This is a genomic window from Anaerobacterium chartisolvens, assembly GCF_003337415.1.
GTDB classification, from domain to species: Bacteria; Bacillota; Clostridia; order Acetivibrionales; family DSM-27016; genus Anaerobacterium; species Anaerobacterium chartisolvens.
Genome location: NZ_QPJT01000021.1, coordinates 48,293 through 72,833 on the forward strand (window position 1 = coordinate 48,293; position 24,541 = coordinate 72,833).

At 43.4% G+C, this 24,541-nt stretch carries 21 protein-coding genes; all 21 read left to right on the forward strand.

Going from position 1 to position 24,541, the window contains the following annotated elements; all coding sequences use genetic code 11:
- The first annotated feature begins 205 nt into the window (after positions 1-205).
- The 21 genes from DFR58_RS16245 (at position 206) to DFR58_RS16345 (ending at position 24,517) form a co-directional block, all read left to right on the forward strand.
- Complete coding sequence (locus DFR58_RS16245) at positions 206-1,306, forward strand: HAD-IIIA family hydrolase (RefSeq protein WP_114298907.1); 1,101 nt, start codon at positions 206-208, stop codon at positions 1,304-1,306.
- An 18-nt stretch (positions 1,307-1,324) separates the two neighbouring features.
- On the forward strand, positions 1,325-2,440 hold the full coding sequence (locus tag DFR58_RS16250; RefSeq protein WP_114298908.1) for an NAD-dependent epimerase/dehydratase family protein: 1,116 nt from the start codon (positions 1,325-1,327) through the stop codon (positions 2,438-2,440).
- 99 nt (positions 2,441-2,539) lie between these two features.
- Positions 2,540-3,514, forward strand: coding sequence for a GHMP family kinase ATP-binding protein (locus tag DFR58_RS16255; RefSeq protein WP_114298909.1), 975 nt, complete (start codon positions 2,540-2,542; stop codon positions 3,512-3,514).
- 47 nt (positions 3,515-3,561) lie between these two features.
- Positions 3,562-4,113, forward strand: coding sequence for an SIS domain-containing protein (locus DFR58_RS16260; RefSeq protein ID WP_114298910.1), 552 nt, complete (start codon positions 3,562-3,564; stop codon positions 4,111-4,113).
- Between the two features lie 46 nt (positions 4,114-4,159).
- On the forward strand, positions 4,160-5,194 hold the full coding sequence (locus DFR58_RS16265; RefSeq protein ID WP_114298911.1) for a glycosyltransferase family 2 protein: 1,035 nt from the start codon (positions 4,160-4,162) through the stop codon (positions 5,192-5,194).
- A 56-nt stretch (positions 5,195-5,250) separates the two neighbouring features.
- Entirely contained in the window at positions 5,251-6,171 is a 921-nt protein-coding gene (locus DFR58_RS16270; protein ID WP_114298912.1) for a Ppx/GppA phosphatase family protein, read from the forward strand.
- A gap of 24 nt (positions 6,172-6,195) precedes the next feature.
- On the forward strand, positions 6,196-7,242 hold the full coding sequence (locus tag DFR58_RS16275; protein ID WP_114298913.1) for an ABC transporter ATP-binding protein: 1,047 nt from the start codon (positions 6,196-6,198) through the stop codon (positions 7,240-7,242).
- A complete protein-coding gene (locus tag DFR58_RS16280) occupies positions 7,178-7,969 on the forward strand; it encodes an ABC transporter permease (RefSeq protein ID WP_242987682.1) in 792 nt (263 codons plus the stop codon). Before DFR58_RS16275 ends, DFR58_RS16280 begins: the two co-directional genes overlap by 65 nt.
- A gap of 3 nt (positions 7,970-7,972) precedes the next feature.
- Positions 7,973-8,812, forward strand: a complete 840-nt coding sequence (locus DFR58_RS16285) for an ABC transporter permease (RefSeq protein WP_242987684.1) — start codon at positions 7,973-7,975, stop codon at positions 8,810-8,812.
- Positions 8,813-8,913: 101 nt separating this feature from the next.
- Positions 8,914-10,482, forward strand: a complete 1,569-nt coding sequence (locus DFR58_RS16290) for a bifunctional metallophosphatase/5'-nucleotidase (protein ID WP_114298938.1) — start codon at positions 8,914-8,916, stop codon at positions 10,480-10,482.
- Between the two features lie 24 nt (positions 10,483-10,506).
- On the forward strand, positions 10,507-10,779 hold the full coding sequence (locus tag DFR58_RS16295; protein WP_114298914.1) for an acyl carrier protein: 273 nt from the start codon (positions 10,507-10,509) through the stop codon (positions 10,777-10,779).
- Positions 10,776-12,257, forward strand: coding sequence for a class I adenylate-forming enzyme family protein (locus DFR58_RS16300; protein ID WP_114298915.1), 1,482 nt, complete (start codon positions 10,776-10,778; stop codon positions 12,255-12,257). Before DFR58_RS16295 ends, DFR58_RS16300 begins: the two co-directional genes overlap by 4 nt.
- A gap of 70 nt (positions 12,258-12,327) precedes the next feature.
- Positions 12,328-12,612 carry a putative Se/S carrier-like protein gene (locus tag DFR58_RS16305; protein WP_170138191.1) on the forward strand — a complete coding sequence of 95 codons (285 nt, stop codon included), beginning with the start codon at positions 12,328-12,330 and terminating at the stop codon, positions 12,610-12,612.
- On the forward strand, positions 12,599-13,750 hold the full coding sequence (locus tag DFR58_RS16310; protein ID WP_114298917.1) for an aminotransferase class V-fold PLP-dependent enzyme: 1,152 nt from the start codon (positions 12,599-12,601) through the stop codon (positions 13,748-13,750). The genes DFR58_RS16305 and DFR58_RS16310 overlap by 14 nt, the downstream gene beginning before the upstream one ends.
- A gap of 23 nt (positions 13,751-13,773) precedes the next feature.
- A complete protein-coding gene (locus tag DFR58_RS16315) occupies positions 13,774-14,928 on the forward strand; it encodes a nucleotidyltransferase domain-containing protein (RefSeq protein WP_114298918.1) in 1,155 nt (384 codons plus the stop codon).
- 22 nt (positions 14,929-14,950) lie between these two features.
- The gene (locus DFR58_RS16320; protein WP_114298919.1) at positions 14,951-15,829 is read left to right on the forward strand and encodes a fumarate hydratase; all 879 of its coding nucleotides are present in this window, start codon (positions 14,951-14,953) and stop codon (positions 15,827-15,829) included.
- 23 nt (positions 15,830-15,852) lie between these two features.
- Positions 15,853-16,488, forward strand: coding sequence for a FumA C-terminus/TtdB family hydratase beta subunit (locus DFR58_RS16325; protein ID WP_114298920.1), 636 nt, complete (start codon positions 15,853-15,855; stop codon positions 16,486-16,488).
- Between the two features lie 10 nt (positions 16,489-16,498).
- The gene (locus DFR58_RS16330; protein WP_114298921.1) at positions 16,499-17,185 is read left to right on the forward strand and encodes a dTMP kinase; all 687 of its coding nucleotides are present in this window, start codon (positions 16,499-16,501) and stop codon (positions 17,183-17,185) included.
- A gap of 43 nt (positions 17,186-17,228) precedes the next feature.
- Positions 17,229-19,124, forward strand: a complete 1,896-nt coding sequence (locus DFR58_RS16335) for a hypothetical protein (RefSeq protein WP_114298922.1) — start codon at positions 17,229-17,231, stop codon at positions 19,122-19,124.
- Positions 19,102-21,798: an alpha/beta hydrolase family protein gene (locus DFR58_RS16340; RefSeq protein WP_114298923.1), complete on the forward strand. Its 2,697-nt coding sequence runs from the start codon at positions 19,102-19,104 to the stop codon at positions 21,796-21,798. Before DFR58_RS16335 ends, DFR58_RS16340 begins: the two co-directional genes overlap by 23 nt.
- Entirely contained in the window at positions 21,746-24,517 is a 2,772-nt protein-coding gene (locus tag DFR58_RS16345) for an alpha/beta hydrolase family protein (protein ID WP_147273197.1), read from the forward strand. Before DFR58_RS16340 ends, DFR58_RS16345 begins: the two co-directional genes overlap by 53 nt.
- Positions 24,518-24,541 lie beyond the last annotated feature (24 nt).

Below are 24,541 nucleotides of genomic sequence, written 5' to 3' on the forward strand. Positions count from 1 at the left end.
ATATATTAATATTCGACAAATAAATATAAAAAATAGTAATTATTGTACAAGAAAGATCACCCAAAATAGTGAGTTAATTCTACTGAAATATATTTATAATAAACATTATCTCATGGAGTTATTCATAATGAGGATAATTTAAAAAAAATACCCTGTTTTACTATCTTTAAGGTATTACTAAATTTTTATTCAGGAGGTTGTTTATGTGGCAATAGCAATCGACACATATTTTAAAAGTGTGTCTGAGCTGGCGGGCTTGACAGAGCAGTGTGCTTTTAAGGCTGTTTTAGATGAAATAAAGCTTGCTTCTAAAAAGAGAAGAAGCATACTTCTTATAGGCAATGGAGAGGACGCGGCTACAGCCTCTCATTTTGCCAATGACTTAATGAAAAATGCAGGTATAAAAATAACCTCTATGCTTGGATTCGGCATTAAGGTTATTGCACTTTCTGAAAACATGGCGTTTTTCACAGCTGTTTCAAACGATGTGAGCATGAATCAGGCTTATGCAGCATACTTAAGTGCATATGCCTCCGCAGGGGATCTGGTGATTATATTTTCTTCGCAGCAGCCTCATGCCAATTTAATAGAAGCAGCAAAATTCGGCCGCAGAAGAGGGCTTTGCGTTGCTTCAATTACAGGCAATTTTGCGGGCGGTCTGGAAAAATTCTCTCATGTGCTCTATAAGGTTGCCAGCAATGTTCCTGAGCATATTCAAGACATGCATTCATTTTTGTGCCACAGCTGGACGGTGACCTTAAGAGATGAGCTTGTTCAGCCGGTGGTATTTTTAGACCGCGACGGAGTCATAAACAAAAACAGGCCGGACTACATAAAGTCGTGGGATGAATTTTTATTTCTGCCCGGTGTGCCCGACGCAATACGGAGGCTCAATGAAAAGGGCTATGCCGTAGTGGTGGTTACAAACCAATCGGCAGTAGGGCGCAACATTATAAGCGAAAAGGAACTGGAAAGAATCCACGTTAAGATGTGCAATTCCCTGCTGAAGCATGGAGCGCTTATAAGTAAAATATATTACTGCCCCCATTCTCCCGAAGAGGGCTGTGAATGCCGTAAGCCCGCAGATGGGCTAATCAGGCGGGCGTTTGAGGAACTTCCTCTCGATAGGGGGAAAGCGATAATGGTAGGAGACAGCGCTTGTGATATAGAGGCAGGGTATAAATCGGGAGCGGCCACTGTATTGCTTGCAAATACATTGGAGGATGCGAAAGGGCTTAAGGTGGTTCCCGACTATTTGGCGGCAGACCTGCCTTTGGCCGTCGATTTGATATTGAATAAAATGTAATTTAAAGGAGGCTTTTTTGTGAGAGCACTTGTTACGGGGGGAGCGGGCTTTATAGGCTCGCATATTGTGGACTCTCTTCTTTTAAAAGGCTATGAGGTACGAATACTGGATGTACTGGCGGGGCCGGTGCATCGGGGAGGAAGGAAACCGGCGTACTTGTCGGGAGAAGCGGAATTAATAATAGGAGATGTGCGGGATAAGGATGCGGTTTTGCGTGCCATAGACGGAGTGGACGTTATTTTCCATGAAGCTGCTGAGCAGGGCTATATGCAGAATTACAGCAAATTCTTTCATGTCAACAGCGTAGGAACGGCATTGCTGTTTGAGGCTATTGCAGAGAAAAGGCAGGATGTCAGGAAAATAGTTATAGCGTCATCGCAGGCTGTTTATGGGGAAGGGAGGTATTTCTGCGCCGAGCACGGCAATTTCAGCCCCATGCCCAGAGAAATACAGCATCTTGAGCAGGGACGGTGGGAGCATGTATGTCCTGTATGCGGCAGGGCTATGGGCAGTATTAAGGCAGAGGAGGCTTTTATAAACCCCAATACACAGTATGCCGTATCAAAATACACTCAGGAAATGATAGGCTTTAATCTTGGCAGAAGGCACAATATCCCCGTTGTGTGCTTAAGGTATTCCATAGTATTAGGAAAAAGACAGTCCTTCTATAACATGTATACCGGAATACTGAGAAGCTTTGCCGTACAGCTTATGCTGGGGCAGGCCCCGGTAATATTTGAGGACGGGAGGATGCAAAGGGATTATATTCATGTCGATGATGTGGCGGAGGCCAATATGTGTGTGCTGGAGAGTGCCGGGGCCGATTTTAAGGCATTTAACGTGGGAAGCGGCATAAGCACCGATGTGCTTTCCTTTTACAGCGAGGTGGCCGGCTGCATGGGCAGCGGCTTAAAGCCGGTAATGAACGGTGAATTCAGAGTGGGGGATGTAAGACATATAGTATCGTCGCCTTCAGGGCTTCAAAGGCTTGGCTGGAGCTTTTCGAGGAGCGTTCACGATATGGTTTCAGACTATATTGAGTATCTGAATAAGGCTGAAAGGGTAGACGACTGCTTTGCTTTGGCAATGAAGGAGATGAAGGAGAAGACAATTATTATGAAATCTATGCAGTAAGACAAGGCTTAAGAAGGCGGGAGATTAAAAAATAAATAAAGCTTAGGCTTTAAGCCTTAAGTGCCGGACATCAATTAAGGAGTACAGGGAGGAAAAGCATTGGTTATTTGCAGAACACCGCTCAGGGTAAGCCTCTTTGGAGGAGGCACCGACATAGAAGCCTTCTGGTGTGAGGAAGACGGCTGCGTTTTAAGCAGCACTATAAATAAGTACATATATGTAATTGTTAAAAAAAGCTTTGATAAGCTTATGCATATAAAATATTTCCGGGAGGAGGTTGTAGAGGCGGTAAGGGACATAAAGCATGATTTAATACGTGAAGCCATGTATAAAACCGGAGTAACGGAAGGAATAGACATAGCTGTTTTATCGGATATACCTCATACAGGCAGCGGGCTAGGCTCATCAGGCAGTCTGACGGTGGGGCTTTTAAATGCATTATATACCTATGCAGGCGCTCCGTCACCCTCTCTAAGCACCCTTGCACAACAGGCATGTGAAATTGAAATAAGTATTCTTAATAAGCCGGTAGGAAAACAGGATCAATATATTGCCGCTTATGGGGGATTGAACGTTATAGAATTTAAATGTGACGGATGTGTTGAGGTTAAGCCTGTCACTCTCCAATATAATATCTGCCGGGAGCTTAAAAAAAATTTATTGCTGTTTTATACAGGAATGGGGCATAAGGCGGAAGACATACTCAAGGAGCAGGGAAGGCTTGTCGTAAACACAAGACCTGTCCTCCAAAAAATGAAGCGGCAGGTTTACGATGCACTGGATATTATGTCAAAGGCAGATGTTGACCGGCTTGGGCTGTTGATGAAGGAGGGCTGGAGTATGAAGAGGCAGCTTACAGACAAAATAAGTAACGGAAGTATAGACGGGATGATTGAAAGAGCCTTTAAGGCCGGTGCGTCAGGGGCAAAAATCACAGGAGCGGGAGGAGGGGGCTTTCTGCTTGTTTTCTGCAGTCCGTCCTGCCGTGAAGCGGTACGCAGCACTATGAGGGATCTTATAGAGCTTGACTTTGATTTTGAGAAGTCGGGGACACAAATACTGGTAAATGATTAAAGACTTAACGCCCGCATAACAGGGTAAGAGCAAAGGGGGTATTTATAATGTCCTTGCTGTCTATGACAGAGTCTTTTCGCAAATCCATCAACGATATGTCGCCCGCACGCGTTGAGAGTGCGGCTGGAATGATACTGGGCACCATAAACGGAGGCGGATGTGTTTATGCTTGCGGAAACGGAGGAAGCGGGGCTAATGCAAATCTGTTTGCGGCGGCGGCTTCAAAGCTTATAAAAGCAAATGGCGCTGCCGCGCGATTTATAAGCTTGAATGCCAATATGTCGGTAATAACCTCTGAATGCTTAAATTATAATAAGGTATTCAGACAGCAGCTTGAGTCCATGGCATATCCTTCGGATCTGCTTATTGCCTTCAGCGGAAGCGGAAATTCTCCTAATATACTGGAAGCTATTGATTATGCTAAAAAAGCAGGTGTGAAGACTATAGGGCTGACGGGAATGGGGGGAGGAAGGCTTTCTTCGGAGGCAGATTTTGACGTTATTGTAAATTCGGACAGTATGGAGGAGATTGAGAGCGTGCATACCGTTATAATACACGCCGTATTAAGATGGCTGGGGGAGAAGCTTAACACCTCCTAGAGAAATTCATGCTTTTAGAATAAATCGGCTTACCGGGAGGATAAAGATGAAAACTGATTTTTTAAACGGTACAGCGACCTTTGTAATGGCGCATTGGAGAAAGAATGACGTTGCAAGCAGGCTTCATCTGGAACAGGCAATACAGGGCATACTTGCCCAGACGGATGAAAACTGGCAAATAGTAATTGTTGACGACTTATCTCCTGACATCGAGGCAAGGGAATACTTAACCGAGATAAAGGAGCTTCGGCCGGACAAGATACATGTGATATTAAAGGAAACGAACGACGGCCCGGGCATATGCCGGAATGCAGGCATAGAATGGGCATACCTGCGTGCTTCTCCAATTATACTTTTCAATGATGCCGATGACATATCTCATCCTGAAAGGCTTAAAGCTGTAAGGAGAATATTTGTGGAGGATTCGGAAGCTTGTGTGGTATATTCTACCTTCAAAGTTATAGATGAGGACAATAACCCCGTTGAGGAGCGTTTGTTAACACAGTCCATTCTCGAGATACTGGAAGGACACAGGAATAATCCTGTGCAGGGCAGCAATGCGTGGATGCGCATAGGAACTGAAAAGGGCTATACAAATCTCACGTCCTCAACCGCTGTAAAAACAGAAACGGCATATAAGTACCCCTTTCCTCCACAACGGGTATCGGAGGATCAACATGCATGGCTCAGGTATTCTGCGGGAGGGGGGAAGTTTATATACTGTGAGAGTATCCCGTCAATGTACAGAATTCCTCAAGGAACGCCTACAGTATCCAGAGCAAGGATAGAGGGGTATTACTCTCAAAAGGCTGCCGTTGACACAGAAGGCTTTTTAGAGGCAATGAGGATTCATAATAAGGCGTCGGCAATGGGCCGGGCTCAAAAAGAGGATCTTCTGATAAAATTCTATGTCAAGCTCGCTGAAACCTTAGGAAGAGAAAATGAGAACAGGCTGGCAGCGGAACAGCTTTCCAAGGCATGTAAATTGTCTGCATCCAAGGCGCTTGAGGTAATAGAGTCCAGAGGCCTTAAAGGACATATATGGGCAAGGGAAAGCGCGTTAGGAGAACTGTTAACCTAAAAAAGCACCTGTAAAAAGATGATACCTGCAACAGAAGTAATAAAAAGGAGACGAAAATGAAAATATCAGTAATGGAGATAGGAACAAATTCCATTAAGTTCATTATCGCGGAAGCAAACGGGGAAAAGTCCCTTAAAGTAATTGATAAATGCAGCACCGTAAACCGGCTGAGCAGGAACATGTACAATAACAACTGCATTTGCAGGGAGTCCATAGACAGTGCTGTAGATATAATAGGGGAGTATATGGAAATGGCAGACAAAAGGAAAGCCCCATTAGTCTCTATCTTTTCCACCAGTGTCTTAAGAGATGCAGCTAACAGAGATGAGTTTATAGAAAGAGTAAGGCTGTCCTATGGAATCAATATAGAGGTAATAAGCGGAGAGGAGGAGGCGCTGCTGTCATACAAGGCTTGCAGCAGCCTTGCCGATGCAAGGCATAAAAGCTTTGCCGTTATTGACATAGGAGGAGGAAGCACGGAAATTTCAATTGGAAGCAAAAAAAGCATTGAGAGAAATATAAGCATTGATATAGGGGCTGTGAGGCTTACTGAGACATTTATAAAAAACGATCCTGTGGACTATGAGGAAATAGCAGGGCTGTCACGGCACCTAATAGGAGTATTTCAAGACGCACACCTCAAGGATTTCAAAGACATGCAGCTTATAGGAACAGGAGGGACCATCAAATCCGTTTCTACAATTCATAATAAGCTGGACTATAAGAATGAAGAAAAAATTCATGGAAGCGTAATAAGCTTTGATGACATAGGCTTTATTTTTAACTTTCTGGCTCAATTGACTGTTGAAAAAAGAAAGAACCTTGAGGGGCTTAACCCTAAGAGAGCTGATGTCATAATAGCCGGAACGGCAATACTGTACGGATTCATGAAGAAGTACGGTATAAATGAAATTACCGTAAGCTCAAAAGGGGTTATTGAGGCGTATGTCCAGCAGTATATTTCCTCAAAATTTTAGGCGTAGCGAAAACAGGAGGTTTATATGGCATTTATTAGTGTTGAAAATCTGGTGAAGGATTACAGGATTAATTCCAGAAAAAAGGGCTTGCTGGGAGCCATAAGCAGCTTTTTAATCCGCGAATCCATTCTTAAAAGAGCTGTGAACGATATCAGCTTTACAATAGAAAAGGGTGAGATGGTAGGCTTTATAGGGCCTAACGGTGCGGGGAAGTCCACCACCGTAAAGATGCTTACGGGTATTTTAGTGCCGACCTCGGGCTCTATAAGCATAGGAGGGCTGTCTCCGTACAGGGACAGGAAGAAAAACGCCTCCAGAATGGGGGTGGTATTCGGGCAAAGGACTCAGCTGTGGTGGGATTTGCCTGTATCGGACACCTTTGACCTCTTGAGGTATATTTACAAGGTGCCTGAAAAGACCTTTAAGCATAATATGGAGATGTTTAATGACATGCTGGGAATAGGAGATTTTATAAACCAGGCCACAAGGCAGCTCAGTCTGGGGCAGAGAATGAGGGCAGATATAGCCGCCGCGCTTCTTCACGACCCCGAGATAATTTTTTTCGATGAGCCTACCATTGGGCTTGATGTTGTTGCAAAGGAGAAGATACGTGAATTTATAAGATTTATAAACAGGGAAAAGGGAGTTACAATGCTTTTTACCACGCATGACATGGCTGACATAGAGAAAACCTGCAACAGAATGGTGATTATAGATAACGGGGTGATTATCTATGATGGGACAACCAACGAGATAAAGGACAGGTATGGCAGGGAAAGGAGCCTTATAGTAGACTTTGGCGAGAATCCAGGGGATATTTGCCTTGAGGGAGTCACAATTTGCGGGGAGGGCGAAAAGAAGAAGAAATTCACCTTCAATAAAAGCGAGGTGCAGGTTTCCTCTCTTATTTCCAGGCTTACCCAGGAATATTCCGTGCTTGATCTTACCATACGGGAGCCTGAGATAGAAAGCATAATCAGAGAGATATACGAGGGGGGAATTGACTTTGATAAGAGCTTATCTGGAATTTGCCAAGAAGTCGTTTCAGAACAACGTAGTTTACAGAATTGACTATTTTGCAGGCGTTATAAACACAGTGGTAATGATCTTTGTCAACATATCCATATGGAGGGCTATTTATGAAGAGGAGGAAACGATAGGCGGTGTGCAGTTTAAAATGCTCATAACGTACATTGTTTTAGGGTTTCTTCTGCAAAGCATATTTGCTATGGAGGAATATCTGATAGAGAATAAGGTAAGATCAGGTCTCATTTCCTCCGACTTTTTAAAGCCTATAAGCTTCAGATTTTATATTTTTTCCTATAATATGGGTACGCTGGTTTTTAAAATACTGATGCAGCTTTTTCCTGCTCTCATAGTATCGGTTGCCTTATTTGGGATGCTCCCGCCGTTTTCGGTATCCTCGGCGGTTTATTTTCTGGTAAGCGCGATGCTGGCATACCTGGTTTTGTACAATCTGAATTTTATAATATGGATGAGCTCTTTCTGGTTTTACTGGACGTTCAGTCTTGTTACCATAAAGGATGCCGCAATAATGATTTTTTCGGGGGCGCTGCTTCCGTTATGGTTTATGCCCCAGTGGATTATGGATATCATATGGTTTACGCCCTTTGACTCTATATATTTTACGCCTATATCACTATACTTGGGGCAAATCCCGGCGGATGAAACCATTATGTGCCTGGTGCGGCAGATAATATGGATTGTGATTTTATTTGGCATAGGACAAGCGATGTGGAGATCGGCAAATAAGAAACTGGTGGTGCAGGGGGGATGATTTGTGGAGACTAAGGGAACAAACAAAATAGCGGAGTTTATTTATCTTTTCTTTATATATTCAAAGCTGAATACAAAGATTATGCTTGAGTATAAGCTTGACAGGTTTTTGCTTGCCTTTGCCGTCTTTTTCAGAGAAATAATAAGTGTTGTGGTAATGGTGCTTATTCTTACGAGGTTTGTGCATATTAAAGGATGGGAAATGAATGAAATGCTTTTCCTGTATAGCTTCCTGTTTCTTTCATACAGCCTTTTTATATTTTTCTTCACGGGAATACGGGATTTTGATGATATGGTCTATAACGGAGAGTTTGACAGGTTTCTCATAAGGCCTCTGGGGCTGATGTTTCAGATTATATCCTCAAGAATTGATTACTGTGCCACCGTGGGACATGGTGCGGTTGGGATAATATTGCTGCTGCACACCGCAGGCTCGGCAGGGATTGAATGGAATGCAAGAAATTTGCTGTATTATATTACCGCGCTTATAGGGGGAGCCATAATTCAAGCCTCTCTGTTCATGCTGTCCTCGTGCTTCAGCTTCTGGGCTGTAAAAACTACAAATTTAAGGAATCTGATATTTTTTAATTCCAGAAGATTTGCAGGGTATCCCATAAGCTTTTATCCCGCTGTGATACAAAAAATGCTTATATTTATAGTTCCATTTGCGTTTGTAAGCTATTTTCCGGCCCAGTTTTTTTTGAGAAAGCCGGATATAGAAATGTTCTGGAGCGGTTATCTTTATCTGACTCCTGTGGTGGGGGCGGCTATGTTTGCGCTGGTATATGCCTTCTGGAGGCTTGGCCTTAAAAGCTATTCCAGCTCGGGTAATTCCATGTATTAAAGGCTTCCGTGCGGTTGGTTTGGATTTACGGGGAACAGCCTTAAGAGAAAACCGCTTTGAGCTTTGAAATTTTTGCAGCAAGGCTGCATGGAGGGAGCAAAATGAAAAAATACACTAATCTGATAATTCTTATAGTAGTAGTTGCATTAATACCCTGCTATTTTATCGTTAAAAATGTCAGCATTGACGATGTGCTTTTAAGGCTGGGATATTATGATGACAAAATAACGGTTGTAAATACTGCCGACGTACACGGTCATATAATTTACGACGATGAGGTGGGAGGCTATTACAGCCTTCAGGACGTAAGTATAATTATGGGCCTGCCTCTGATAAAGAGCTACGTCGACGATGTAAGGCAAAAAAATGAAAAGGTGCTGTTTTTAGACAGCGGAGATATGTTTCACGGTACAAACGAGGCGAATGTAGATCAGGGACAGGGTGTGGTCGAGGCTGCAAACCTTATGGGCTACGATGCCATGGTTCCGGGAAACCACGACTTTAATTTCGGATTCGACCGCCTTCTTGAAATACGGAACCAGCTCGAATTCCCAGTGCTGAGCTCAAATATATACCAGTACGGAGAGCGCGTGTTTGAGGACTACAGGATCATTGAAATGGGGGGCAAGAAAATAGGAATTTTCGGCCTTACTACTCAAGGATCCTTGCAGTATACCAATTCAAAGGATAACAAGGGGGTGGAACTTACTGAGCCGATTGAGGAGGCCAAAAGGGTAACGGGGCTTTTGAGGGGAAAGGTGGACAGTATTATACTCATTTCGCATCTGGGGGATGATGTCGATGAGCAGCTTGCGCAGCAGGTTGACGGAATTGATTTGATACTTTGCGGGCACTACCATAAGCTTTACAATTCCTGGGTCAAGGTCAGGAACACATATATGGTGGAAGCCGGAGCGTGGACAACTCATGTTGGGATAGCTTCAATGTACTTTAAGGAAGGCAGGATGGTTAAGCTGGTGTGGAAGGTTGAAACAACAAAGGACAAGAGCAAAATTGACGAGAAGGTGGATGCTGTTGGACAGAAATACCATAAAATAGCACTTGAGAACACCTCGCAGGTTATAGCACGGGCGGATGTGAAGCTGAACGGAATAAGGAGTCAGGTGAGGTCTAAGGAAACAAACCTTGCCAACCTGCTTGCCAATGCAATGAGAGAGACTGTCAACGCAGACATTGCCTTAATGAACGGGGGAGGCATACGTGAAAGTATGCCGGAGGGAGATATTACGCTGTACAGAATAGGCAAGGTGCTGCCTTTTTCCAACTCGCTTGTGCTGGTGGAGATGAAGGGGGAGGCAATATACGATGCCGTAGAGAGGGGGCTTAGGGTATATCCCAGCGGGATGAACGGAGGCTTTCTTCAGGTCTCGGGAATTGAGTATGTTTTTGACGGCTCCAAGCCGGCAGGAAAAAGGCTTATTAGCATAACCAAGGATGGAAAGCCGTTAGAGCGCGATAAGCTGTATAAGGTGGCTACAAACGATTATCTCTATAACGGAGGAGATAATTATGAAGAAATGAGAGATTCAAAGCTTATTTCAATGGGAGGTCTTTTAAAGGACATATTGGCAAAGCATGTAAGTGAGAAAGGGAATGTTGCACCGGAGGAAGACGGAAGAATACAGGTTATTAATGAGAGATATAAATAAAAAGAGTATTGGGGGAGATTTAAAATGCAGACAGCTTATGAGAATGAGATAAAAGAGAGAGTAATTGAGGTGGTAAAAAGAAACTCAATGTTTAACGCAGAAAATGTAAGTGAGAGCTCTAATATAAGAAGGGATCACGGCATTGACTCCATTAAAATGGTTGAGCTGGTGGTTGATCTTGAGGATGAGTTTGATATAGAGGTGGATAGCTGCTCCTTAAGCTTTGAAAATTTTTCTACGGTAGAGCTGATTATACGCTATGTAATAGGTAAGGCAGGCAATGGAGGTGAAGCATGAATATATGGGAAACCATTCTTAAATCGGCGGAGAAGTACCCGGATAAAATAATGGTTATGGCAGCGGGAGAAGCTTTCAGGTATTCCGAAATGCTGGAATATTCAAAGCAGCTTGCGCTTGAGCTGAGTAAAACAGGCATTAAAAGGGGCTCACGGGTAATAGTGTATTTAAACGATTCGCCGGATTATATCGCCGCGTTGTATGCCGTAAACATGGCGGGTATGGTTTTTGTACCGCTGTCGCCGCAGGTTAAGGATGCCAAGCTTTGTGATATTTTGCGGCACAGCGGGGCAGAGGCAGTGATAACAAGCAGCGAGCTTGCGGAGGTGGTTGCCGCGATAAGCCCTGAAGAGGTGCCTGATGTTAAGCATATAACGGTACTGGGCAGTGAAGGTGATTTGCCTGGGTGGAATTGGCCGTGCTGCCGTGCTGCCGGGTTTGTGTACAAAAAGGGCCGGCCGGTGATTTTGGAGGAGGCAGACTGGCAGGAGGATGAAATGACCGCCATATTTTACCTGTGGGATAAGAACGGGATGCCAAAAGGCATTATGCTTTCCTCTAAAAACATAATGACAAATATGGACGCCATCATAGAGTACCTTAAAATGACGTACCGTGACAACCTTCTGGTGCTGAAGTCCATGTCTTTAGTAGGCACGGTAACGGGAGAAATACTTGCCAGCGCAGCAGTTGGAGCCACAATAGCAATTTTGGGAGGCATTACACATGCGGGGATTATTTTAAAGGCAATACAGGATTACAAAATTACAGGTTTTTTTGCAATGCCTCTTATGCTCCATCAGATTATGGAATACAAAAGGAGAGAAAAGTATTCTACAGACAGCCTGCGCTATATACAGACGGGAGCGGCAAAGCTCTTAAAGAGTGATGTGGAGCAGCTTATGGAGATGTATAAGGGTGTTGCGCTGTACTACATATACGGGCTGTCCGAGGCCTCACCAAGGGTTTTGCATTTAAAGCCTGACGAGATGCTTATTAAGGCGGGATCGGTAGGGAGGCCGGTAAAGAACTGCAGTGTGGAATTGCTGGATGCCGATAAAAAGCCTTGTGTCCCGGGCAGCATAGGGGAGCTGTATGTACAGGGGCCCAATGTAATGCTTGGCTACTATAAAAACGCAGGGCTTAGCGAGGAAGCTATTACGCCCTACGGTCTGAAAACAGGAGATCTTGCCTATATGGATGACGAAGGGTACTTCTATCTGGCGGGCAGGGCCGACAACATGATAAATCAGGGAGGCTTTCATGTATATCCTGCCGAGATAGAAAAGGCTATCCGTATGCTTGACAGGGTATCCGAGGTCAATGTAGAGGGTGTGCCGGACGAGCTTTTAGGGCAGAAGATAAAGGCCTCTGTGACGCCTAAGCCCGGAGAGACGTTAACACCCGGTGAAATATATGATTTTTGCTACGCCACTATGGAGAGCAGCAAAATACCAAAAATCATTGAGGTGCTGTAGGACTCTTTGCACATGCCAAAGAAGCACAAAACAAAGCATCAGAAGTATAAGAAATGAAAGGAAGAAGGAAATGTCCCAGGATGAGTATTTGATAATTGCGAGGAATACCGGGCAAATGCTGCTGGTTGACAAGCTTATGAGAGATAACCTTATAAAAGCCGAAATTGTACCCGCCCCTCCAAGACCGGGAATGGCATGTACGAAGGCCGTTAAAATATCCGGCGGTGATTTATGCAGGGCAGAGGAAATATTAGCAGCTATGAGCGTAAACGTAAATGAGATATTAAAAAGCGAAGGGTTGAAGCTGCAAAGTATTTTAGATGCAAAGGCAGGCGAGGCGAATGATATATCTTGATAATGCCGCTACAACTTATCCCAAGCCCGAAAGGGTATACAGCGAGATGGACAGGTGCCACAGGGAATATTGTGCAAACCCCGGAAGGGGAGGGCATGTGCTGTCAATAAGATCTGGGCAGGCGGTGGCAAATGCCAGAGAAGAATTATGCGGGCTTTTTAATATAAGCAACACTATGCAGCTATCCTTCACAAAAAATGCAACAGAGGCACTTAACATATTGATAAAGGGATACCTTGCTGAGGGAGATCATGTTATAACGACTGCAATGGAGCATAATTCGGTAATGAGGCCGCTGAAGGCTCTTGAAAAGGAAATAGGAATAGAAATTTCCGTCTTAAAAAGTAATGAGTATGGAGAAATAGACATAGAGGATTTGGAAAGGAGCATAAAAAGCAATACCACGCTTATCATTTCCACACTGTCCTCAAATGTCAATGGAATAATAATGCCGGTGAAGGAAATAGGCGGAGCCGCGAGAAGGCATGGAGTGGCTTTTCTGCTGGATGCCTCGCAAGGGGCGGGATCAATAGGCGTGGATGCGGAGGAAATGTGTATAGACATGCTGGCGTTTCCGGGGCATAAGGGACTTATGGGGCCTTGCGGCACAGGAGGGCTGTACGTAAGGGAGGGCATAAAAATAGCGGCGCTTATTCACGGAGGCACGGGAAGCAACTCGGAGAGCTTCTACCAGCCTGATTACATGCCGGATATTTTGGAGAGCGGGACGCTGAATACACCCGGTATTGTAGGGCTGTGCGAGGGGGCCCGGTATATAAGGGACATTGGAATTGACAATATAAGAATGCATAAGCACCGGTTGGTAGAAAGGCTGCATGAGGGAGCGGAGGATATAAAGCAGGTAATACTGTACAGCAGAAATGATATGTACAAAAACTCGGGAATAGTAGCACTGAACTTTAAGGGGGTTGCTGCGTCGGAGGTCAGCTATGTTTTGGACAAGGCCTACGGAATATGCACCAGAGCGGGAATGCACTGCTCTCCATCTGCTCACAGAACCATGGACACATGGGAGACGGGAACTGTCCGCTTCAGTGTAGGCTGCTTCAACACCATGGAGGAGGTAGATTCTACAATAAAGGCCTTAAGGGAGATTGCTTCAACGATTAAGTATTAAATAATTTGGGGAGGGGTTTTAAAATGCCGTTAACTGTAAAGGAGTTAAGTAAGGAGAGGCAGCTTGTGCTGCTGTGTTCAAGAGGAGTTTTAAACGAGCAACATATTAGTGAGATAAAGGAAATTATGGAGGGAAGGCTTGACTGGAAGGAGATACTGTACCAGGGGATAACTCACAGAACCCTTAATATCATGTATTACCACCTTAGTAAGCTAGGGCTTGCCGGTAAGGTAGAGGAAGAAGTATTAAAGGCCATGAAGACGCAAAGCAAGGTATATGCCATAAGAAATAAATCCTATTTTGCAGAAATTGCCGAAATCTTTAAAAAGCTGCATGAGGCAGGGATACGGGTTGCGATTTTAAAAGGAAACTTTCTTGCGTCGAAGGTATATCCTTCTGTTGAGACCAGAACCTTTAATGATCTGGACTTCCTTATAGATGTGAGAGACGGGGATAAAATAGTAAAAATTCTGGAGGATCTGGGCTATATACAGGGTGAGGTTGATGAAAAGGGGGACATAATACCAAGCACCAGGAAGCAGAAGATGCTGCAGCAGCTTGCTTCAAACGAGCTTCAGGAGTGCCTGAAAAAGAGTGATAATCCCTTTACTCCCATGTTTCAGGTGGATTTAAATTTTGATGTGCTGTGGAAGGGCAACTGCCCATGCAAAATAGACACGCCGGAGCTGCTTGAAAGAGCGGTAGAGGTGGATATAGACGGGGCAAGGACTTATATACTGGACTATGAGGACTTTTTGGTGCAGCTTGCGTGCCATCTTTATAAGGAGGCCGCTCTGCTGCACTGGATAAATGATTTGAGGGATCTTAAGATATATAAATTTGCAGATATCCTGATGTTTGTGGAAAAGTATTCCTCTGAAATTAATTGGGACAAGCTTGTTTCATTTTGCAAGAGGGTGGGCTGCGAAAAGATAGTTTATTATGCATTCTATTATGTAAATCTCATGTACGGTGAGGTTATACCGCAAAATGTAATGGCGCAGCTTGAGCCGGAGAATAAGGATTATCTGGATGAATACGGAATTGAAAATCAAAAGCCTGCAAAATGGGAGTTTGACTTTTTTACGAGAATGTTTGAGACATGCAGGGTGCTGGAAATAAGTGAGGATATGATGTCGGGCACCGACAGGTTCTGGAGCACCAAGAAAAATAGCTGAAAATAAGGATGGGAGCGCGTTTATGGTTGATTATAAAAAGATAATAAGAGATTTGATATTCAAGATATCATATGAGGTTTCCGATGACTGCCAATGTCTTCTCGACAGGGCTGTTGAAATGGAAACGGATGCCTCCTCCAAAATGATACTTGAAACAATAGTGGAAAACGTAAATATAGCCAGGGAGTGTAAGCAGGCGCTATGCCAGTCTCCGGGATATCTTACGGCATATGTAACCTTCGGGGAGGATTTTTTTGTACCAGATCTGGAGGAAATATTAAAGGAAGCGATAATAGACGCTACAAAAATAGGATATTTAAGGCCGAGCATGGTTGATCCGCTTACAAGAGTAAACAGCGGAGATAATAGCGGGCGCGGCGTGCCCAATATGGAGTATGAGCACAAAAAGGGAATAGACTACATAGAGGTTATTCCAAGCATAAAGGGCTGCGGTATTGAGCTGTACAACAAGGTTAAGGTTTTTACCATACCTGAAATAGGTGATAACTATGAGGGGATAAAAAGGTTTGTACTGGAATGCGTTTGTGAAGCGGGAGGAACGGCATGTCTGCCGTCCGCCATAGGCATAGGAATAGGGGGACAGGTGGATGTGGCTGCTAAGCTCAGCAGAAGGGCAATGAGCCTCAGAGGGTGGATGCAGAGAAGTGAGGACAAGAGGATAGCACAGCTTGAAAATGAGCTTTTGGAGGAGATAAATTCTCTGAATATAGGCTCTGGAGGTACCGGAGGAAAGGTGACGACTTTGAGCGTCAATATAGAAACAGCAGCCACACACACAACGCTTTGCCCCGTTGCCGTGAATTTTCATTGCTGGGTTGCCAGAAGGGCGGGAATAAGACTTTATAAGGATGGAAGAGTGGAAGAATTAAGCTTTATGTAAATTTTGAGGGGGGAGGAAGGACAATGGCTGAATATTATTTGAAAACTCCGTTAAAGGATGACGACATAGCCCTGCTTAATGCAGGTGACACCGTGTATATAAGCGGAAAAATTTATACTGCAAGAGACATGGCCCACTATAAGCTCAAAAAAATATACGACCTTGGGGGAGAGCTTCCCGAGGACTTTGGGGGACAGGTAATATTCCATGCGGGCCCCATTATAAATACTGAGAAGGATAAGCATAAATTAATTGCTATAGGTCCTACCAGCAGTATCAGAATGGATCCCTATTCGGATATGATGGGAAGACTGGGGGTAAAGGTTCTCATAGGAAAGGGAGGAATGGGGGATCAGACAACAGAGGCCATGAGTCGGCATACTATGGTCTACCTTCTGGCGGCGCATGGGTGCTCCGCAATACATACTCAAAAAATAACCTCGGTGGACAGACAGCACTGGATGGAGGAAATAGGTATGCCCGAGGCGCTGTGGGTTCTGCAATGCAAGGAGTTCGGGCCGTTGATAGTGGGAATAGATTCAAAAGGGAGAAATCTTTTTGAAGAGACCAAAAAAAATTCAAGGGAAATGGTCAAGGCCATGAGCGTATGCGGCAGCCCTAAGGAAGCCCGGCCCGACAAATATGAATATGAGGAATGATTAATGAGATATGAAAAAAAAGGGCATTTTGATAGCTGTGGAGGGTATAAGCGGCTCGGGTAAAAGTGAAGGCATTAAAGAGGTTTTTGAATATTACAAAAGCAGGGGTTATAGGGCAAGCATAGTCGAATGGAATTCCAATAAAAGAATACGCTGCCTTATGGAGCTGCTGAACAGGAGAAAACTTCTTACGCCGCTGGTGTATAGCGTTTTGCAGTGGCTAAGCTTCTATATTGATTACTTTATCAAAATTATGCCCTTATTAAAAAGGGGATACGTAGTAATAGCGGACAGGTACGTTTATACAGCATTGACAAGAGATGTCGTAAACGGTGCGGGCACAGCACACGGGCTGATTTTGAGAAGCATTGCGGCAGAACCTGATTTGCTGATGTTTTTCGACACAAGCCCGCATGTGTGCCATGACAGGATAAGCCTCAGGGGAAAGGCTCTTTTTCATACAAATAAATTTATTATGAACAGCCGCCTTTTGAAAAATAAGGATTTGTACTACTTAAAAAGGCTGAGGCGAGAGTATTTGAAGCTTTTATCCAAGCTCAATACCGATAAGGATATGCACATTGCTTTTATAAACGACTGTTCCACGGATATATCAAAGCATATTGATTGCTATATGGATATAAAGAAAGGCCGGGCCGGCATAAGCGGCGATAAAACTCAGATATCACTCAAATAAGCATTGCCGGCAGGCTTAAAACACACGGACAGGGGGTGTAATTTTGATAAAGCTTTGGAATTATTTGAATAAAATAGCTGCTACAAGCCATTACTCTATTACCTTCTCATCCGATAAGTTCAATTATCTGAACAAATGGCTGGTAAAGGGCGTGTATGTAGAAAACAAAAGCAATATGAGTACTCAGCCGTATATTGATGAATCGGGAGATATTGCACTGCATCATGAGCTGGCATATATTTCAAAGGAGGAGAGGGAAAAAAATTGGAGGTATTATTACTATGAGGTGAGAGACCAGGCTGAAAATCAATATACAGATTACTCTAAAAACACGCCTCAGACTCTTTTTGAGCCTGAGCAAAACAAGTACATATATAGCCTCTGCTGCATATATTCACAAAAAAACCAGCATGTGCTTTTCAGTGTCAACAGCTCCAATTCCATAAGGGTATGGATAAACGGAAAGCTTGTGTGCTTATCTGGGGCAGGCGCGTTCATTTTTCCGTATATATTTAAATTCAAGCTTAAAAAGGGTATTAATACCGTGCTTGTTGAAAAAGCGTTTTTTACCGCGCGACAATCTTCTGAAGTGGAAAAGGACTATTTTTCAATACATTTTAAGCCCTATGAGTGCTTTAATAATGATAAATGCCGTACCTTTATAGACAGTGAGTATTTTGGAATACTGGAAAATACCTTTAGCATTATACCTGAAAAATATTTTTATGGCCGTGACGATAAAATAAACGCCGTCGTGCTTTTAAAGTCATTAGCGGGGTCAAAAGAGGATAAAATTCTAATAACCGTATACAATGCTTTGGATGAGGAGCTCTATACCTGCTTTTGCAATACCTCCAAGTGCATATGCTTAAATAAGGCGTGCAAAAAGGAGGGAATACTCAGGCTGAGTGTTCAAAGCCTGCATAATAAGGATAAAAAATCCCATACCTATATTTTTTACGGAGACTTTACAGGCTACATGGATAACCTTATAAGAAAGCTCTGTGAAATGCCGGGGGTTGAAGATGAGGCAGTCCAAAGGCTTAAAAGCCTCAAAAAATTATATGATAGGGACAGGGGATTATGCTTAAGCAGCGCACAGGTGCTTACCGAAAAGACAGTTTACGCTGTTTTGCACCAGCTTGCACGCTTTGAAGCGGGACTTTCACAAAGAGTCAAAGGTTCTGGTGCGGGGAGGTTCAAGCACTGCAAGCCATTTTATGAGTCGGAGTATATTACCGGCTTGTATGGAGAAGAATCGGACTCGGATAAATATAATATCTATACTGTTTCATTTCCGCAGAGCAAAAAAACTGAAAATAAAAACAGGCTGTTTGTTTTCTACCAGCCTGAGCCCGTACTTCCGTATTATTTCGGGCGCGACTGCTGCAGCGCGCATAATGAGTTTTTAAGAAATACCGTTCTGATGTCGGTATGCGACTCGGCAGGGGAAGGCGGTAAACTGAAGTATAGAGCCGCCCATGATGTAATTGAAAATATAATAAAGAAATTTAATATCGACCGTGACAGAATTTACCTCGTAAGCTCCCATGACGGGGTCTACAGGGCGTTGGGTCTTGCTTCGAGCAGTTTTGCCGGAGGGCGTGCCTTTACGTTTGCCGCGATAGCGGTCACGGGACTCATGGCGGGATATGAGCCCGGCGAGGAAGACTGGCCGATACCTGAGTATATGTCGAGCATAGGGCATACCACCGTATTACAGCTCAATAACATGGAGCACCCTTTTTTAAATCTGTCACAGGCATTATATGCAGCAAGATTTTTAAGCAGGGTAAAGGTTTGGAACTTTGATAATTTTGAGGCAAATGAGTTTAAGGTGATGTTTAATTCACTGAAGCTTTTAGGGCTTCTCGCAGAGCATAATAAGGAAAAGTTTCCGGGAGGTGCAAACAGCAGTGGAACTACATGGGTATATTGAAGAGATTATACACCGCTGTCCGTACAAAATAACCTTTTTAGGCAATAGGCCCGGATTTATAAACAGGTGGCTTGTAAAAAGCGAGCCCATAAGCACGCCTTGCAACGGGGATTTTGAGCCATGTCTCAGCACGTATGGAAGAATACTTCTGAAGGGGGATGCGGAGGGCCTTTCGCAGCAGGAGCTTGAAAAAAATTGGAGGTATTACTGCTGCACAAGGCATGATGATTATCCCTATATAGAATACAGCAGGAACAATCCTGAGCAGATTTTTTTAAAGGGGGAGGATAAATACATATACAGTCTTTCCTGCATTTACTGTGAAGACACGGCAGACCTTTTAATTTATGCTGATGTCCTCATACCTGCGAGAATATGGATAAACGGGAACATTGTCTTTTCCATTACTCAGGGCTATATGATAAAGCAGCACGTATTTGCCGTAAGGCTGAAAAAGGGAATAAACATTGTCCTTATCGAAAAGTCAATGCTTGCCCGGTATAAAAATTTTAACCCTGATATGCTGAGGGTACATCTTGAGATTATACCTATGCAGTATTTGCTTAAAAATAAGGTTCACAGGTTTTTTGACGCAAACCAATTAAAGCTGTTGGACAGCGGCTTGAGGATTACTCCGGATAAGGCGTTTTATAAATGCGGAGAGGACATTGAAATTACCGTTATGCCGAGATACATAAGGGAAATGGATCGGGAAGCGATAACGGTGCAGGTTTTTAACGCGGCTTATCAAAAGGTGGCTGAGTGTGAGGAGCATACCTTTAAAAAAATTGTATTCACATTGTGTCCCGAGATGAAGGGTACATTTCTTATAAAAGCGGAGAGCATAAAAAGCGGCAAAAAGGATGAGGTGTATATTTTTAAAGGGGATTTTTCGTCTGATCTGGAGGAATTGGCTTTAAAGGCGGAGGGCAGGGAGGATTGTGACAAAAGCATACCCCTTTCAATAAGAAGAATAGCGTCAATTCCCGAGGTGGATACAAGCTTTTTCAAAAACACCACGGAAATGATGACCGACTATTTTTTTGAGCCACTGCTTGAGCAGGTGTTTTTGTTTGAAAATGCCGTTATACATTCTTCACCGGACTGTTGTAAAAAAGACATATTCAATATATCGCACAAAAGAGTAATGGCTTTTAAGAGCAGTGAAATTGATGACGGCTTTACAACATATTCCTTGCACTTTCCCCAATACTACACTCCCAAAAAGCGGTACGCCCTGATCGTTTATTTTGTATACGGCGCAGGATATGCAACCTACCCGTACATGGTTGAGTTCATAAACAAAAATATGTTTGAAGGGGCGATAGTGCTTGGCGTATGCGGAAGAGGAGGCACCAACAGGGATTATATAAATGAAGGCGATATTTTGGAAATTATACGGAAGGTAATTGAGGTATACAAAATAGACAGGAATAAAATATTCTGTGTGGGAGGGTGTACGGGAAATATAAGGGCTATAGGCATGATAATCCGCAAGCCGGATATATTCACAGCCATAGCGGGCGTAGAGGGAACTGTAAGGCTTGACATAAGGAAGCCTGAGTTTGAATGCTTAAAGAACATGGACAACATAAAAATGTACCAGCTCAATAATATTGAGGATGCAATTTTCAATACGGCAAGGGTCATTAATACCTTAAAAAGAATTCGGCACAGCAAGAGCTGGAACTTCAGCGGTTTTGGGCACAGTCAGTTTGACACTATGTTAAATTCGGGGCAATTAATAAAAATGCTTCTTGGCACAAATAGAGAACGATACCCCAAAGAAATATTTTTTATTACGGAGGAGCCGATATACAACAAGTCCTACTGGGCAAGGCTGGATTATATTAAAAGCCTTGGGGAGAAAGCCCGAATAGAAGCCAAGATATCGGGAGCTAAGCTTATACAAATAAGCTGCCGCAACATTAAAAGGCTTGCGCTGCTCTTAGCGCGTGAGGAAATGGGGCTTGAAAGAAGCATAAACATATCAATTAACGGATATAGCTGTAATGTTTGCTTAGCAGAGTATTCGGAAAGCTCCATAACAATCGGAAGCGCTGGTGCCTTTATAGAGGTGAGGGAGCTGACAAAGGAGCACTTCAATAAGGAATATGACTGCTTTCAAATTAATGAGAGGCTTCTTGGAATAAAGAGGGTATATTACGGAAGATGCACTGTTATAAAGCCTTGCAGTCAGGAGAGGAAAAGTCTTTCAAGAAGGATATTTCTTCTTTTAAAGGACCCCATGAGGGAAAAGGTGAGAAATTATAAATATGGTATTTTAACCGAGGATGAGCTGCGGCCGGAGAGCCTTAAGGGGACAAGCCTTGTGTACACAATAGCTCCCGATACTGACGGTACCTCCATCGGAGATACCGACGGTACCTCCGGCAAAGAAATAAGAGAGGAATTGCTAAAGGAATCGGGAGTAAGCGTGTACGGCTGCTGCATGGAGTACCGCGGGAAAAAATACTGCGGAGACTATTTTGCATTAATAAGGTATGACAGCCCATTTGATCCCGAGAAATCGGTATTGCTTGCCATATGCTCCAGTGGCGTGGCTATGGCAAAAATGACAGAGCTTATTAATTCCTTTGACTCAAGCCCTGTATTCTACAATGACGCAATCATTTACAGCGAGGGAGCTTACGAATATTTCAGACACGGGTGAGAGAAAAAATGATTATATTTTAAAAATGGCTTTGCGGGAGGCGCATGGATTTATGGACTTTCAAAGCTATATTGAACAAACTATATACAGCTGCCCCTATAACATAACCTTTTCAGGGAATAAACGCGGATTTCTAAACAGGTGGCTTGTAACAGGCAAGGCAGCCCAGCCCCACGGGGATAAAAGCCTTGAACCTTATCTCGGCACAGATGCCGCAATATTATATAACGCACGTCACACAGAGCTTGCACAGGAGGAGCTTGAAAGCAGCTGGAGATATTACTGCTGTACAAAGCTGGATGATGATACACAGATAGAGTATTGCAGGAATAATCCCGAGCAGATGTTCTCTAAGGACAGGGATGCCTATATTTACTGCCTTTGCTGTATTCACTGTTCCGACGGGGGAGATTTTCTGTTTTTTACCGATCCGCAGATACCCATAAGGGTATGGATAAACGGAGTATTGGTTTTTACTGTTACCCGGGAATATATGATAAAGCAGCATGTATTTGCGGTAAGGCTTAGAAAGGGTATGAACAGTGTTCTTGTAGAGAAGCCGGATTTTATGTGCTTTAAAGCCTTAACCCCATATACCTCCAGATTTCACCTGGAGTTTACGCCGTTAGAGCATATGCTTAAAAAAGGATTGCGCCAATTCTATGACGCAGGTCAGCTTAAGATATTGAAAAATAATTACAGAATTGCACCTGACAAAGCATTTTTTAATTCAGGAGAAAGCATTTTTATTACTGTTATACCCAGATATATTAAAGATGCAAAGCCCGAGGAAATAGAGGTGAGCGTATATGACGCGACAGGAAAGGCTTTGGCCTGTTCGAAGGAGAGCACCTTTAAAAGAATAATGATAAGCCTTGATGAAAAAATATCGGGAACGCTTTTAATAAAGGTTGGCGGATGCAGATGCAGATGCAGAAATCAGTCTGAGGTATATGTTTTTAAGGGAGATTTTGTCTCAAGGCTTGAGCTGATGGCATTTGAGGCCGAAATGAGAACCGACTGCGACGAAAGCATATCTAAAACCATAAGAAGAATGGCGGAGGTTCCCGATATTGAGTCAAGCTGCTTTAAGAATACAATGGAGCTTATAACCGACTCCATTTATGAGCCCTTGCTGGAGCAGCTGTTTGTGCTGGAGGGTATTACGGGATGCTCCTGCACTCATACCGAAGTAAGGGATATATTTACAATATCAAATAAAAGAATAATGGTGTTTAAGGACAGTGAAATTGATGACGGGTTTATAGTCTACCCGATACATTTTCCTGCCAATTACAAGCTGAAGGATAAGCACCCCTTAATAATCTATTTTCTGTATGGAGCAGGATACGCAAGCTATCCCTATGCGGCGGAGTATATTGAAAGACAGATGTTTGAGGATGCTGTAATACTGAATATATGCGGCAGGGGAGGAATGAACAGGGATTACATAAGTGAGGGGGTGATTCTGAACGCTATAGATGAAGTGATAAAAAGGTTTAATATAGACAGGGACAAAATATTTTGCGTAGGTGAATGCACGGGAACCTTAAAGGCCATAGGCATGGCGCTTAGAAAGCCCGATCTGTTTTCGGGTCTGATAGGTATTGAAGGAACTGCACGGCTTGACATAAGGAACCCTGAGTTTGAATGTCTTGGAAATTTGGATAACATAAAAATATACCAGCTTAATAATATTGAGGATGCAATTTTTAACGCAGCCAGAGTAATTGATACTCTTAAAAAATTTCGTCAGAATAAGAGCTGGAATTTCAGTGGTTTTAGCCATATTCAGTTCAGTACCATGCTTAATTCGGGTCAATTGCTTAAAATTTTCAACAGCACAAATAGAGAAAGATATCCCAAAGAAATATTTTTTATTACGGAGGAGCCGATATACAACAAGTCCTACTGGATAAGGCTTGATTATATTGAAAGCCTTGGGGAGAAAGCCCGCATAGAAGCCAAGATAGAGGGAACTAAGCTTATAGAGATAAGCTGCCGCAACATTAAAAGGCTTGCGCTGCTCTTAGCGCGTGGGGAAATGGGGCTTGAAAGCAGCATAAACATATCAATTAACGGATATAGCTGTAATGTTTGCTTAGCGGCATATTCGGAAAGCTCCATAACAATCGGAAACGACGGTATATTTATAGAGACGAGGGAGCTTACGCATAACAGCTTCAGCGAGGAATATAACTGCTTTCAGATTGATGAGAGGCTTCTTGGGATAAAGAGGGTGTATTATTCAAGGTGTACCGTTATAAAGCCTTGCGGCAATGATAGAAAAAGTGCTTTACAAAGGATATTCCGGCTTTTGAAGGCGCCCTTAAAGGAAAAGGTCAGAAACTATAAATACGGTGTTTTGGCAGAGGATGAGCTAAGCTCGGATAGTCTTAAGGGGACAAGCCTTGTGTATATAATAGCCGCAGATGATTTTAGAGGCATAAGGCATGAATTGATAATGGGGTCGGGCATAAGCCTGTCGGACGGCTTCATGGAGTACCGCGGCAAAAAATACCGCGGGGACTATTTTGCGTTAATAAGGCATGACAGTCCATTTGACCCCGAGAAATCGGTATTGCTTGCCATATGCTCCGGCGGGGAGGCCATGACACAGATGACGGGGCTTTTGAATTCTTTTGACTATAGCCCTGCCTTCTATAATGATGTAATTATTTACAGCAGAGGGGACTATGAGTATTTCAGAAGTACGTGAAAGAAAAGAAAATGAGTATGTTTT